At 66.3% G+C, this 12689-nt stretch carries 13 protein-coding genes; 9 read left to right on the top strand and 4 right to left on the bottom strand.

Going from position 1 to position 12689, the window contains the following annotated elements; genetic code table 11:
- Positions 1 to 60 precede the first annotated feature (60 nt).
- The gene (locus EBB56_RS03820; protein ID WP_260425278.1) at positions 61 to 435 is read right to left on the bottom strand and encodes a hypothetical protein; all 375 of its coding nucleotides are present in this window, start codon (positions 433 to 435) and stop codon (positions 61 to 63) included.
- Positions 436 to 530: 95 nt separating this feature from the next.
- Between EBB56_RS03820 and EBB56_RS03815 the strand changes: the two genes are divergently transcribed.
- Complete coding sequence (locus tag EBB56_RS03815) at positions 531 to 1460, top strand: DUF808 domain-containing protein (RefSeq protein ID WP_108131280.1); 930 nt, start codon at positions 531 to 533, stop codon at positions 1458 to 1460.
- Between the two features lie 139 nt (positions 1461 to 1599).
- On the opposite strand, the gene EBB56_RS03810 is transcribed toward EBB56_RS03815, so the two are convergent.
- Together EBB56_RS03810 and EBB56_RS03805 are read right to left on the bottom strand one after the other, a co-directional pair.
- Entirely contained in the window at positions 1600 to 2973 is a 1374-nt protein-coding gene (locus EBB56_RS03810; RefSeq protein ID WP_124802849.1) for a PepSY domain-containing protein, read from the bottom strand.
- A gap of 73 nt (positions 2974 to 3046) precedes the next feature.
- Complete coding sequence (locus EBB56_RS03805; RefSeq protein WP_124802847.1) at positions 3047 to 3586, bottom strand: DUF2946 family protein; 540 nt, start codon at positions 3584 to 3586, stop codon at positions 3047 to 3049.
- Positions 3587 to 3739: 153 nt separating this feature from the next.
- Here EBB56_RS03805 and zapE point away from each other — a divergent pair, with 153 nt between their 5' ends.
- The 3 genes from zapE to EBB56_RS03790 all read left to right on the top strand — a co-directional run bounded on the left by zapE (position 3740) and on the right by EBB56_RS03790 (position 6070).
- Entirely contained in the window at positions 3740 to 5074 is a 1335-nt protein-coding gene (gene zapE / locus EBB56_RS03800) for a cell division protein ZapE (RefSeq protein ID WP_124802845.1), read from the top strand.
- 110 nt (positions 5075 to 5184) lie between these two features.
- Positions 5185 to 5679, top strand: coding sequence for a GNAT family N-acetyltransferase (locus tag EBB56_RS03795; protein WP_253028913.1), 495 nt, complete (start codon positions 5185 to 5187; stop codon positions 5677 to 5679).
- A gap of 187 nt (positions 5680 to 5866) precedes the next feature.
- On the top strand, positions 5867 to 6070 hold the full coding sequence (locus EBB56_RS03790; protein WP_045990910.1) for a CsbD family protein: 204 nt from the start codon (positions 5867 to 5869) through the stop codon (positions 6068 to 6070).
- A 106-nt stretch (positions 6071 to 6176) separates the two neighbouring features.
- Here the strand turns inward: EBB56_RS03790 and EBB56_RS03785 are convergent, their stop codons facing one another.
- On the bottom strand, positions 6177 to 7208 hold the full coding sequence (locus tag EBB56_RS03785) for a LacI family DNA-binding transcriptional regulator (protein WP_045990911.1): 1032 nt from the start codon (positions 7206 to 7208) through the stop codon (positions 6177 to 6179).
- Positions 7209 to 7701: 493 nt separating this feature from the next.
- Here EBB56_RS03785 and ltnD point away from each other — a divergent pair, with 493 nt between their 5' ends.
- From ltnD to denD, 5 genes are all read left to right on the top strand, one after another.
- A complete protein-coding gene (gene ltnD / locus EBB56_RS03780) occupies positions 7702 to 8643 on the top strand; it encodes an L-threonate dehydrogenase (RefSeq protein ID WP_124802843.1) in 942 nt (313 codons plus the stop codon).
- Between the two features lie 57 nt (positions 8644 to 8700).
- Positions 8701 to 9993 (top strand): 3-oxo-tetronate kinase, encoded by a 1293-nt coding sequence (otnK, locus tag EBB56_RS03775; protein WP_124802841.1) that lies wholly within the window; start codon positions 8701 to 8703, stop codon positions 9991 to 9993.
- Positions 9990 to 10637: a 3-oxo-tetronate 4-phosphate decarboxylase gene (otnC, locus tag EBB56_RS03770; protein WP_045990915.1), complete on the top strand. Its 648-nt coding sequence runs from the start codon at positions 9990 to 9992 to the stop codon at positions 10635 to 10637. The genes otnK and otnC overlap by 4 nt, the downstream gene beginning before the upstream one ends.
- Before the next feature lie 92 nt (positions 10638 to 10729).
- Positions 10730 to 11527 (top strand): 2-oxo-tetronate isomerase, encoded by a 798-nt coding sequence (gene otnI, locus EBB56_RS03765; RefSeq protein WP_124802839.1) that lies wholly within the window; start codon positions 10730 to 10732, stop codon positions 11525 to 11527.
- A 136-nt stretch (positions 11528 to 11663) separates the two neighbouring features.
- Complete coding sequence (gene denD / locus EBB56_RS03760; protein ID WP_124802837.1) at positions 11664 to 12635, top strand: D-erythronate dehydrogenase; 972 nt, start codon at positions 11664 to 11666, stop codon at positions 12633 to 12635.
- The last annotated feature ends 54 nt before the right edge of the window (positions 12636 to 12689 follow it).

Below are 12689 nucleotides of genomic sequence, written 5' to 3'. Positions count from 1 at the left end.
GGCGAGCCTGGAGAGAGAGCGGCGGCGGGAATCGAATCCCGGGACGACCCAGCCAGCCAGTCAGCCGGTTTTGCAATGCACAAGGAAGTCGAGCACCTTGTGCTCGCTCATCTCGCAGGGCTTCAGCTGCCACCCACGAGCGGTCAGGTAGCCATTGAGACTGACCATATCGTTGCCGCCCAACTCACGGGCGAACACCTTGAGCGAGCGCCCTCGGTTGAAGGTGCGTCGGGTCATGGCGTAGCGGCGTCCCCGGTAGTGCACCTCGCTGTACCCCTCGGGCACACCTTCGAGCAAGAGCGCCAGGTCGTCGGGCGTCAGCTTGTCGGCTGTCAGGTCGTCAGCAGCGGGATCTGAAGCCGGCTGCGGCCTGGCATCGGGCAAGTCTGGATGGGCCTTTGATGCTGCCGGCTTTCCAGTGGATGCTTGCGACATGGCATAGACCTCCGGGGCAATTGCTGCGGCGGCGAAGGGGCCGAGCGGTTATGCTGAGTCTATCCAAGTTTTCCCAGGCCAAGGAGGGATGCCCTGTGGCTGGAAGTAGTCTGTTAACCCTGATCGACGACATCGCCACCCTGCTCGACGATGTCTCGGTGATGACCAAGGTGGCGGCCAAGAAGACCGCCGGTGTTCTCGGCGACGATCTGGCGCTCAATGCCCAGCAGGTCACCGGCGTGGCGGCGGATCGCGAGCTGCCGGTGGTGTGGGCGGTGGCCAAGGGGTCGCTGTTCAACAAGTGTTTCCTGATTCCCGGCGCGCTGTTGATCAGCGCCTTCGTGCCCTGGCTGGTGACGGTACTGCTGATGCTTGGCGGGGCCTTTCTGTGCTTCGAGGGCGCGGAAAAGCTGGCCCACAAGTTCCTGCACAAGGAAGACGCCGAGCAGGAGCGCCAGGCGCGACTGGCGGCGCTGGCCGACGGCGAAACCGACATGAAGGCCTTTGAACGCGACAAGATCAAGGGCGCCATCCGTACCGACTTCATTCTCTCGGCGGAGATCATCGTCATCGCGTTGGGCACCGTCAGCGCCGCCCCCCTGAGCCAGCAGATCGCGGTGCTGGTGGCGATCGGCCTGCTGATCACCGTGGGTGTCTACGGCCTGGTGGCGGGACTGGTCAAGCTCGACGACCTGGGGCTCTACCTGACGCAGAAGGACGGCGGCCTGGCACAGGCCCTGGGACGAGGACTGCTCAAGGGCGCACCGCTGTTGATGAAGGGGTTGTCGATCTTCGGCACATTGGCGATGTTCCTGGTCGGCGGCGGCATTCTTGCCCACGGCATCCCGGTGGTCGGGCACTGGATCGAGGGGCTGGCCGAGACCGAGGTAGCCCTTCCCGGCCTCGACGCCATCATGCACGGGCTGGTGCCAATGCTGGGTAACGGCCTTTTCGGCCTGGCCGTGGGTGCTGCCCTGGTGGCCGTCTGGACCGGCGTCCAGCGGCTTCGGGGCAAGGGCCACTGATCGCGGATAGGTAGACAGGGGCGGAGCGTGCTCCTGGCATCAAGCAAGAAGGGCGACCCGTGGGTCGCCCTTCTTGTGTGGTGGATGGCCTTTTCCTGGCTTTGCCGATGGCCCTTTCCTGTCTTTGCTGATGTGGGGCCTAGCCGGTAGCGCGTCGGCGGGCCGCGACCAGGGCACGCAGGGCGTCCACCGTCAGGAATATCACCAGGCTTACCCCCATTACCGGCATCGCCAGTCCCAGCAGCAGCGCCACCAGCGAAATGAGCGCCAGCACCGACAGCGGCAATTCCAGCAGGGCCCGCCACAGCGTCTGGCTGTCGCGGGTCAGGGCACGGCGGCGCCACCACATGGCGTAGCCCCAGCCGACCATGGTCATGATGCCGATGCCGAGGGCGGCCAGCAGCAGTTGGTTGGGCAGGCCGAAGAGGATGCCCATATGGCCGTCGATGCCCCAGCGGGTGAGCTTGGCCGCAGGCGGGTAGTCGTTGAAGCTCACCTGATCCAGCACCTGGAAGCTTTGCGGATGGATCGCCACCTCGTCCACCTGGGACGGCCAGCTACGGTCGATCTCGCGCACCTTCCAGGCCTGATTGTCGCCGGGCACCAGCAACTCGATCTTGCCGGCGTCGAGGCCTGCCTCACGGGCCTGGCGTTCGACCGCGTCGAAGGCCTCAAGCGACCCCGATACGGTCGGGTGAGCGCCGGGCATGGCGTGGTCGGCGTGTGCGTCGTAGGCGACGTCGTGGGCCTGAAGCGACTGGGACACCCGAGGCGTCCCCCAGCCTGCGGCCTTGAGCATGGTGAAGAAGTTGTCGCCGGCGTACTTCGACCAGGTCATGCCGGTGGCCGACAGGGCCAGCAGGCCGACCAGCAGGAACAGCCCCAACAGACTGTGGCGTCGGCGGGTGCGCAAGCGACGGGCGGTGCGGGTCTGCTTGCCGGGCTGCACTCGGGGCGAGGGGGTGACCGCCCAGATGGCCAGTCCGCCGAGGGCGGCGAGCCACATCCAGGAAGCGGCCAACTCGCTGTAGAGGCGGCCGGGATCGCCCTGCATCAGGCTGCGGTGGATCTGGTCGATGATCCGGCGTAGCGGCAGTACCCCACTGGTACCGTAGACAGTCATGTCGCCACGGATTTCGAGGCTTTGCGGGTCGACAAAGATGGCCCGGTGTTCGCCGGCATCAAGGCTTGGGTCTGCGAACATCACCCGGGTGGTGGCGCCGGGTTCGGGGGCCGGGCGCACGGCGCTGGGCAGGGCGGAATCATCGAGATAGTCCTGGGCCGCTGCAATCTGGCGTGACAATGGCCGGGCCAAGGTCGCGGAAGCGCTGTCCGAGCCGGTGGTCAGCGCGTCCCGGTACAGTGCCTGCTCCAGTGCCGGGGTCAGCGCATAGAGCGTGCCGGTGAGGGCGGCGAAGAAGATGAAGGGGCCGACCAGCAGGCCGATATAGAAGTGCAGTCGTATCACCAGCGTCTTCAGCGCCGGCGCAACAGGTTTCGCGTGCGTCGTCATGGTCATTCTCTTGAAGGCGGAGTTGCCGACGGCGATGCCGTTCGGTGGCTCTGGAGGCGGTGGCCTCGATGGATCACGACAATGACGCGGGAGGGGCGCGGGGAGTCGGACGCTGGAAGCGTCCGCTGACAACGGGGGGAATGCCTGCAGCACAACGTGCCGGCGGGGCCCGCGGCGCCAGGCTAACCAATACCAGCAACAGCAGGGCCAGCCACGGCACCTGGGCAAACAGTACGCAGTAGCCACAGGCGGCCAGGTGATGATGCCCGGCGTCACCGATCGTCACCTTTTCGGGAGACTCGGACGTGCTGTGCCCCTCGACCTTGCCGACCGCCCCCTCGGCGGAAGGCTCAAACGTGCCGTGCCCCTCTACTTCCGCGGCGCTCGGCGTGGGATCATGCTGGGCATGGCCTTGTCCGGTGCCTTGAGCCAGGCCTTGGTGGTGACCATGTCCATGGTGGTGTTGTCGACCGGCCTCGTCCTCCATCGCCAGGCGCTGGACCTGGCTGATCAGTGGGCCCACGAAGAGCATCAGCATGGCCAGCACCGCCAGCAGGCAGACCCGGCGCTGACGGCGGGGTCGGGAGCTCAAGAGACGAGCGGCTGAGGGCATGAAAGAGGCAACCTTAGCGATCGGGAATATGCAGACGGGCCACTATAGTGCAGCGCCTGGCGTTTGCCCACGGTGGAGACATGCTCTTCCGAGGGACCTGTGCCGGCGGCAATGGGGGCACACGGGTCGATACCACCAGCCAGGGATCTATCGATGAGTGACGGCTACAAAGAGGGCGAAGGGACCGGTGACAGGATCGGCGGCGGGATCGATGAAGCAAGCGGTGAAGGCCTGCAACCGCATCCTGGGCCGGACCGAGAGGCGCCATCGCTTGGCAGTCAACGGCTGGATCGGCCGCTCCATGGGCCGTTGAACCAGTCTCGATGTCAGCCGTTGTCGCTGCGCTATCAGGCGCTGCTGGAGGAGGGACATCTGGTTGCCGATGCCGCCCAGGCCCGGGCGGTCGAGGCGCTGGACGCCTTGCAGCAGGAGCTCGCTGGCGGCGTGACGAGCCGGGGCCTGTACCTCTGGGGGCCGGTGGGTCGTGGCAAGACCTGGCTGATGGATCTGTTCGTCGAATGCAGTCCGGTGACGGTGCGTCGTTGGCACTTTCATCACTTCATGCGCTGGGTGCACCAGCGTCAGTTTTACTGGCGCGGACAGCCCGACCCGCTGGCAAGGCTCGCTGAGGAGCTTTCCGCCGAGGTCGGGGTGCTGTGTCTCGATGAGGTGTTCGTCGAGGACATCGCCGACGCCATGCTGCTGGGCGGGCTGATGCAGCACCTGTTCGCCAGACGCCTGACGCTGGTGGCTACCTCGAACCAGCCGCCGGCCGAGCTCTATCGCGATGGCTTCAATCGCGAGCGTTTCCTGCCGGCCATCGCCGCCATGCAGGCCCATCTTCAGGTGCTCGAACTGGATGGCGGTCAGGATCATCGCCGCCATCCCGGCGACGTTCACCAGCGCTATTTTGTGCGTAGGGCCGGCGACCCCGGCATTCTGTCCGAGCAGTTTGTTCGGCTGAGCGGCAGGGCGGCGACGCCCCGAACACTGGCGCTTGGTGGCCGCAAGCTGGAGGCCAGAGGCCTCGAAGGCCAGGTACTCTGGTGCGACTTCGCGGCCCTGTGCGAGGCGCCGCTGGCGGCGCTCGACTTTATCGCGCTATGTGATCGCTTCGATACGCTGTTGCTGGGGGAGGTGCCGTGCCTGGCTTCCAGGCCTGATGAGGATGACAGCGACGGCAGAGCCGCGCCGGATCGGCAACCGGGCGCCCCGCGTCCCATCGCTCGTGGCACAGAAGACGCCAGTGAGCGGGTGGCCGCCGGTGATCGCGTACTGCCGCCGCTGGGGGCCAGGGACGACAGCGTGCGTCGCTTTATTGCCCTGGTCGACGAATGCTACGACCGCCGGGTACCGCTGGTGATCGAGGCGTCGGTGGCGATGGAGGAGCTTTATCCCGATGGCTATCTGGCGTTTGCCTTCCGGCGCACTCTGAGCCGGCTTGGCGAAATGCAGCTGGCGCGCTTCGGGCAGCGCCGGTTGCCTTGATCCTTGCGGCGTCAGCCTGGGCGAGGCCACGATCGGCAGGCGCCGTCGAAAAGTGTCGGCAGGGACAATAACGCTCACAAGTGAACGGCAATAGACGGAAGTGGACAGCAATGGACGAAAATCGACAGATGAACGGGATCACCATCGAGCGCTTGAGCGCCGCTTCGCAACAGCTTGACCAGGTCGCCGACTGGACCTTTGACGCCTGGGGGCACCTGCATCCGGAGGCCGACATCGACGGCTGGCGCCAGGCGGTGGCTCAGATGTGCGGTCCGGCCGGGGTGCCCTCGGTGTTCGTGGCGATGAAGGAGGGACAGGCCCTGGGCACGGCGAGCCTGTCGCCGGATGACATGAGTATTCGCCGGGAACTGTCACCGTGGCTCGCCTCGGTCTACGTGCCGCCCGAACAACGCGGTCAGGGGCTCGCCTCCGCGCTGGTACGACGGGTGGAGCGGGAGGCCCGCGACCACGGCATCGAGTGGCTTCACCTCTACACGCCGGATCAGCAGTCACTGTATCGCCGGTTGGGATGGGAAGAACTCGAAGAGCTCGACTATCTGGGTGAGCGGGTCACCATCATGCGGCGGCGGCTGATTGATGGGTGAAGTGAAAAGGTCGGTCGGAGGATGGACTGTGCTCAAACAGTCTTTTACGGAAGTTATCTGATTGAATTGTTTATAAAAAACGAAGGTGTGTGGTGGGGTGGGCTAGCCGCTGGGTTTGCCGCAGGCTAGCCTTCGTCAGGAGTATGCCATCTACCTTTATGAGATCGACTGACCCGGAGATCATGCCATGGACAAGCACACCATCGAAGGCAAGTGGAAGGAACTGAGCGGTGCCGCCAAGGAAAAGTGGGGAGAACTCACCGACGACGAGATTCAGCAGGCCGAAGGCAACAAGGAAAAGCTGATCGGCATCATCCAGCAGAAGTTTGGCCTGGCCAGAGAAGAGGTGGAGAAGGAGTTTGACAAGCTCAAGGGTCGGCTCGATCAGTAGCGGCGAGTGCCGCGGGCTCTGTCGCCCGTGCGGGCAGGCAGCGTCTTGTTCCAGCGGGGAGTCATCGTGACTCCCCGTTGTTCGTTGTGGGTCAGGTCTGGTGTCCTCAGGTGCTCTCACCTTCCAGCAGGGCGAAGCCGACGTCGATCTGGCGTTCGGGGTCACGGCCCTCCAGACGGTCGATGATCTGCGAGGCGGCGAGCCGGCCGATGGCCTCGCGGGGGGAGGAGATGGTGGTCAGACGCGGCATCAGCGAGCGGCCGAAGGGCAGCCCGGTAAACCCGGCGATGGCGATGTCGTTGGGCACTCGCAGGCCCTGGCGCTGTGCGCCCAGCAGGGCGCCGCTGGCCATCACATCGTCGACGAAGTGGATCGCCTCGACGCCCGGGTGGTGGCGACGGACCTCGTCCAGCGCCGTGGCGCCAAGGTCGAAGTGGCTGTCCTGGTGCCACTCCATCAGCGGGGCCGCAAGTCCGGCCTTCTCGAGCCTGGTGCGGTGGCCGGCGTAGCGCTGGGCGGCGCGATAGTTGGACTCGAGCCGGGTGCCGGCGAAGACGATATGACGGTAGCCCCGAGCGATCAGATGATCGGCCATGGCGGCGCCTGCCTTTTCGTGGTCCATGCCGACGTTCATGTCCAGCGCCGGGCCCAGTTCCATGATTTCCACCAGCGGTCGAGGAAAACGTTCCAGCAGCGCGCTTAGCCCCGGCTGGTGGCGCAGGCCGGTGGTCACCAGGGCGGTGGGGGACCAGCCGAGAAAGGTGCGGATCAGCTCTTCTTCGCGCTGCATGCTGTAGTCGGTGTTGCCCAGCAGCATCTGGTAGCCGTGCTGGTCGAACTGTGCCTGCAGCCCCTGGATGACCTCGACAAACACCACATTGGACAGCGACGGCACGATCACCGGGATGAAGCGCGAGCTGGCCGAGGCCAGGCTACCAGCCACCATGTTAGGCACGTAGCCAACCTTGGCGATCGCCGCTTCCACCTTGTTGCGGGTGGTCTCGCGTACGCTGTCCGGGCGGTGAATCGCTCGGGACACGGTGATCGAGGAAACTCCAGCCTCACGGGCGACGTCGTCTAGCGTCGGGTTGTCCAGGCCCTTGCGGCGGCGGCGATCACCGCCCTGGGTCTCGTTCATCGGACTCTCCTTGATCGATGGCATCAGAGGGACGCCTGCCTTCCATGGTATGCCGAATGGGGCGCGCTGGCTCGCTCGTTCCCAGGCTGTCCCTGCGTCGCAGGTCAGTGGGGACATGGCCCAGCCCCTCGGCTTCGAGCGGCTGATGCCAGGCGTCGAGCATTGGGCCAGGCGTCGAGCGCCTTGGGGCACCCATGGTCCCGACACCGGGACCCCTGCGGTAGTTAGACATTGGTCGATGTCTATCGCTTTGCTGCTTGTGCAGCAAGGGACTCTGGACTAAAAATGTTAGCGCTAACATTTTACAGGGCAGCAGCGCTGATCTTCACCCATCATCGCCGACCGGATTTCCTGTCGTCCTGTTATCGGTATTGGTCGCTGGCCTTCGATGTGCCGGGGACAGATACCGCCTCCCTGCTCCTTCCGCAGATGAAGTCGAAGCAGGCCATACTCTTGTTTGTCGGCCCTGACGGCCTCGTTACCGGAGAGCAGCATGAGCGAATCATCCACGACATCCGCCGGATCCCCTGTCTGTGGCGTGGTGGGACTTGGCGCCATGGGCATGGGTATCGCCCGAAGCCTTCTGCGTGGCGGCCTTGAGGTGATCGGTTGCGACGTTTCCAGCGCCTCCCGTCAGGCCTTCGAGGAAGCCGGTGGCGAGGCGGTGGCATCGGCCCGCGAGCTGGCGCCGCGCTGTGACGTGGTGCTGCTGGTGGTCGTCAACGCCGATCAGGTCGAGGCGGTGCTGTTTGGAGAAGATGGCCTGGCGGCGACGCTTGCGTCGGGCAGCCTGGTGATCCAGTGCGCCACCGTGGCGCCGAGTTTCGCCGAATCCCTGGGACGCCGACTGGCAGAGGCTGGGCTGATGATGCTCGACGCCCCGATCAGCGGCGGGGCGGCCAAGGCGGCCAGCGGAGAGCTGTCGGTGATGGCCTCCGGGAGTGCCGAGGCCTTCGCCCTGGCCGAGGCACCGCTTGGTGCCATGGCGGCCACGGTCCACCGGCTGGGCGACGTACCGGGGCCTGGCTCCAGCGTCAAGCTGGTCAATCAGCACCTGGCCGGGGTGCATATCGCCGCCGCCGCCGAGGCCATGGCGCTGGGCCTGAAGATGGGCATCGACGGTCGCGCGCTGTACCGGGTGATTACCCAGTCGGCGGGCAATTCGTGGATGTTCGAGAACCGGGTGCCGCACATTCTGGACGGCGACTATCACCCGCTGTCGGCCGTGGACATCTTCGTCAAGGACCTCAACATCGTTCACGACACCGGCCGCGAACTGCGCCTGTCGATGCCAGTGGCGGCCAGCGCCCTGCAGCAGTTTACCGCCGCCAGCGGCATGGGGCTGGGACGCGAAGACGACGCCGCGGTGGTCAAGGTCTACGCCGCCACCGCAGGGATCGCACTGCCCGCGGCCAATGACGACGACGCCGGATAAGGCCGCGTCGCAGCCGTGTTCCTCCCCTTTATTCACCGTATTTGACGAGGACTGACCATGACTCTGGTACTCGGCGCCATCGCCGATGATTTCACCGGCGCCACCGACCTGGCCAACAATCTGGTGCGCTCCGGCATGCGCACCGTGCAGATGCTCGGTGTGCCCACCGGCAAGCCGCTTCCGGAAGGTGTCGACGCCGTGGTCGTCGCGCTCAAGTCGCGTACCTGCCCGGTGGAGGAGGCGCTGGCCGACAGCCTGGCGGCGCTGGACTGGCTGACCGAACAGGGCGCACGGCAGGTCTTCTTCAAGTACTGCTCGACGTTTGATTCCACCGCCGAGGGCAATATCGGCCCGGTGGCCGATGCCCTGCTCGAGCGTCTGGGCGGCGATCAGACGGTGATGGTGCCGGCCTTTCCGACCACCGGACGCACGGTCTATCAGGGTCACCTGTTCGTCGGCGATCGTCTGCTCAACGACAGCGGCATGCAGGATCACCCGCTCAATCCGATGACCGACGCCGATCTGGTGCGGGTGCTGGGCGCGCAGACGTCGCATGCGGTGGGGCTTCTGTCCCACTCGGTGATCCGCCAGGGCGCCGAGGCCTGTGCCAGCCACCTCGAACGCCTGGGAGGTGACAAGGTCCGCCACGTCATCTGTGACACCCTGGATGACGCCGACCTTGAGGTGCTGGCTGCGGCCTGCGTCGAGCTGCCCCTGGTCACCGGCGGCTCGGGCCTTGGCCAGGCGCTGCCCGCCGAGTATCGGCGCAAGGGCTGGCTTGAGGCGGTCGACGACGCGGCTCGGCTGGCCTCGGCCCAGGGGCAGGCCCTGGTGCTTTCCGGTAGCTGCTCGCGGGCGACCCTGGCCCAGGTCGAGCACTTCCTCGAGCGCCATCCGGGGATCGCCCTGGACCCGCTGGCGCTGGCCGAGGGTGACGCGCCCATCGCCGAAGCGCTGGACTTCGTGCGTCGCCACTATCGGGACTCGCCGGATGAACCGGTGCTGGTCTACGCCTCGGCTGCACCCGAGCGGGTCAAGGCCGCCCAGCAGCGCCTGGGTGTGGCCAAGGCGGGCGAGCTGGTCGAGCGGGCCCTGGCGACCCTGGCCGCCACCCTGGTGGACGAAGGTGTCGGCAGGTTGCTGGTGGCCGGCGGCGAGACCTCCGGTGCGGTGGTCTCGGCGCTGTCGCTGGACCAGTTGCATATCGGCGGGCAGATCGATGCCGGGGTGCCCTGGACCCAGGCCCGCGTCGGCGGGTCGACCCTGTCGCTGGCGCTCAAGTCCGGCAACTTCGGCGGCGTCGATATCTTCAGCCGCGGCTTTAAGGTGCTCAAGGAGATGAGCCAATGAGTGCACGTGACGTCAATCGTCTGCGCGAGCAGATCGCGACCTACGGCAAGTCATTGTTCGACCGCGGCCTGACCATGGGCTCCAGCGGTAATATCAGTGTGCGTCTGGACGACGGCGGCTGGTTGATGACCCCGACCAACGCCTGCCTGGGACGACTCGATCCGGCCAGCATCTCGACGTTGTCGGCGACGGGGGAATGGCTCGATGGCGACAAGCCGACCAAGGAAAGTTTCCTTCATATGGCGATGTACGCCGAGCGGCCCCAGTCCGAGGCCATCGTCCATCTGCACTCGACCCACTCGGTGGCGGTATCCTGCCTGCCGGATGTGGACCACCACGACTGCATTCCGCCGCTGACCGCCTACTACGTGATGCGCGTCGGCCGCCTGCCGCTGGTGCCCTATCACGTGCCGGGGGACCCCAGCCTTGGCGACGCGGTACGTGGGCTCGCCGGCAAGCACAGCGCGGTGCTGCTGGCCAACCACGGCCCGGTGGTGGCGGGCAAGTCGCTGGAGGCAGCGGTCTACGCCACCGAAGAGCTCGAGGAGACCGCCAAGCTGTTCCTGCTGCTGCGCGGCCAGAATCCTCGTGGGTTGACCCCAGAACAGGTAGAGGAACTCGAAGCACGCTTCCCCCGCGACTGACCCGGGGCTATTGGCGTCGGGGGTGTCGACACGGCCCCGATACTGGGCCCCCGACGCGAGGCCCGCACGACAATGACAATCAGGAGAGCGAGATGCCCCGCCTGGCCGCCAACCTCAGCATGATGTTCACCGAGCACGCCTTTCTCGACCGCTTTGGCGCCGCCGCCAAGGCGGGCTTTGCCGGCGTCGAGTACCTCTTCCCCTACGACTTCGAGGCGCACGAACTGCGTGAGCGGCTCGACCAACATGGGCTGACGCAGGTGCTGTTCAACCTGCCCCCCGGCGACTGGGAGGCTGGCGAGCGAGGCCTTGCCAGCCTGCCGGGGCGCGAGGGGGAGTTCCGCGAGGGGCTCGAGCGTGCGCTCGACTACGCCGCGGCGCTCGACTGTCCGCGCCTGCATGCCATGGCGGGGCTGCTGCCGCAAGGCGCCAGCGAGGCCACCCGAGAGGCCCATCTGGCCACCTACGTCGACAACCTTTCCCATGCCGCCGAGGCCTGTGGCCGGGCCGGGCGCACCCTGTTGATCGAGCCGATCAACGGTCGCGACATGCCGGGATTCCTGTTGCAGCGCCAGGAGCTTGCCAGGGAGGTGATCCAGCGCGTCGGCTCGCCCCACCTCAGGCTGCAGTTCGACCTGTACCACTGCCAGATCGTCCAGGGCGACCTGATCCGTACCCTGGAAAGCCAGTTCGATGTGGTCGGACACGTGCAGCTCGCCGGGGTCCCGGAGCGCCATGAACCGGACCAGGGTGAGGTGAACTTTGGCTCGGTGCTTGAGCGTCTCGACGCCCTTGGCTATGACGGCTGGGTCGGCTGTGAATACCGCCCCGCAGGTGACACCGTCGATGGCCTGGGCTGGGCGCGCGCCCATGGCGTTGTTGCCAGCTAACTCGTCACTGGATAAAGCGGGCCGTCGTCACAAAATTAAGGAGAGCTTCCATGCATGTCTTGATGACTGGTGCCTCTGGTGTATCGCTGGGGCAGCGCCCGGCGTGGGCCATCGTCACCAACGGAGGAGAGCTTCCATGCATATCTTGATAACCGGTGCAGCCGGCTTCCTTGGCCAACGCCTGGTCCAGGCGCTGCTGGCCAAGGGCGAGGTCAACGGCCAGCCGCTTTCGCGCCTGACCCTGGTCGACCAGAGCACGCCGCCTCACCCACAGGAGGCGGGCCAGGTGGCGGTGACGTCCACCGCTCGGGACCTCACCGAAGAGGGAGCCTGGGACGCCCTGCTGGATGGCGCCCCGGACGTGATCTACCACCTGGCAGCGGTGGTCAGTTCTGCCGCCGAGGCCGATCTGGAGCTTGGGCTAGCGGTCAACTTCGACGCCACCCGGGCGCTGCTCGACGGCTGTCGCCAGCGTGGCCTGGCCGCGACCCGGGTGATCATGGCCAGCTCGGTGGCGGTGTACGGCGGCGAGCTGCCTGAGGTGCTCGACGACATGACCGCGCTGCGGCCCCAGAGCTCCTACGGCAGCCAGAAGGCCATGTGCGAGTTGCTGATCAACGACTACAGCCGGCGCGGCCTGGTCGACGGTCTGGTGCTGCGCCTGCCGACCATCGTCATTCGTCCAGGCCGGCCCAACGCTGCGGCCTCGAGTTTTGCCTCCAGTATCCTGCGCGAGCCCTTGAACGGCGAGGCCGCGGTGTGCCCGGTGCCCACCGAGCTCGAATTGTTCGTGATGTCGCCTGGCAAGGTGGTTCAGGCGCTGGTCCACGGCGCCGAAGTCGCCGCCGATGCCCTGGGTGACTTCCGCGCCTTCATGCTGCCGGGTATCAGCGTAAGCGTGGCGGCCATGCTCGACGCGCTGGAGCGTCAGGGTGGCGCTCCAGCGCGGGAGCTGGTGAGTTTCGAGCCGGATGAGCGTATCCGCGCCATCGTCGAGAGCTGGCCTGGGCGCTTTCGTACCGACAAGGCCGAGGCCCTTGGCTTTGTCGGTGACAGCGACTTCGATGCCATCGTCGAGGCCTTTGTCGAGGATCAGGCGACGGGCTAGCGGTGGGGAATCGGGGCTGAAGGCGGTTGCCCAGGGTCTGGCGCGGGTGCCTAG

The sequence above is a fragment of the Halomonas sp. YLB-10 genome (assembly GCF_003856855.1).
GTDB lineage: Bacteria > Pseudomonadota > Gammaproteobacteria > Pseudomonadales > Halomonadaceae > Halomonas > Halomonas litopenaei.
The sequence above is the reverse complement of the archived record's forward strand: the minus strand, read 5'-3'. Positions and strand labels throughout refer to the sequence as shown.

Bases quoted from the DNA above. Each gene is read 5' to 3' on its own strand.
- EBB56_RS03820 (WP_260425278.1), bottom strand. From the start codon at position 435: ATGTCGCAAGCATCCACTGGAAAGCCGGCAGCATCAAAGGCCCATCCA.
- EBB56_RS03810 (WP_124802849.1), bottom strand. From the start codon at position 2,973: ATGACGACGCACGCGAAACCTGTTGCGCCGGCGCTGAAGACGCTGGTG.
- EBB56_RS03805 (WP_124802847.1), bottom strand. From the start codon at position 3,586: ATGCCCTCAGCCGCTCGTCTCTTGAGCTCCCGACCCCGCCGTCAGCGC.
- zapE (WP_124802845.1), top strand. From the start codon at position 3,740: ATGAGTGACGGCTACAAAGAGGGCGAAGGGACCGGTGACAGGATCGGC.
- EBB56_RS03795 (WP_253028913.1), top strand. From the start codon at position 5,185: ATGGACGAAAATCGACAGATGAACGGGATCACCATCGAGCGCTTGAGC.
- EBB56_RS03790 (WP_045990910.1), top strand. From the start codon at position 5,867: ATGGACAAGCACACCATCGAAGGCAAGTGGAAGGAACTGAGCGGTGCC.
- EBB56_RS03785 (WP_045990911.1), bottom strand. From the start codon at position 7,208: ATGAACGAGACCCAGGGCGGTGATCGCCGCCGCCGCAAGGGCCTGGAC.
- ltnD (WP_124802843.1), top strand. From the start codon at position 7,702: ATGAGCGAATCATCCACGACATCCGCCGGATCCCCTGTCTGTGGCGTG.
- otnK (WP_124802841.1), top strand. From the start codon at position 8,701: ATGACTCTGGTACTCGGCGCCATCGCCGATGATTTCACCGGCGCCACC.
- otnC (WP_045990915.1), top strand. From the start codon at position 9,990: ATGAGTGCACGTGACGTCAATCGTCTGCGCGAGCAGATCGCGACCTAC.
- otnI (WP_124802839.1), top strand. From the start codon at position 10,730: ATGCCCCGCCTGGCCGCCAACCTCAGCATGATGTTCACCGAGCACGCC.
- denD (WP_124802837.1), top strand. From the start codon at position 11,664: ATGCATATCTTGATAACCGGTGCAGCCGGCTTCCTTGGCCAACGCCTG.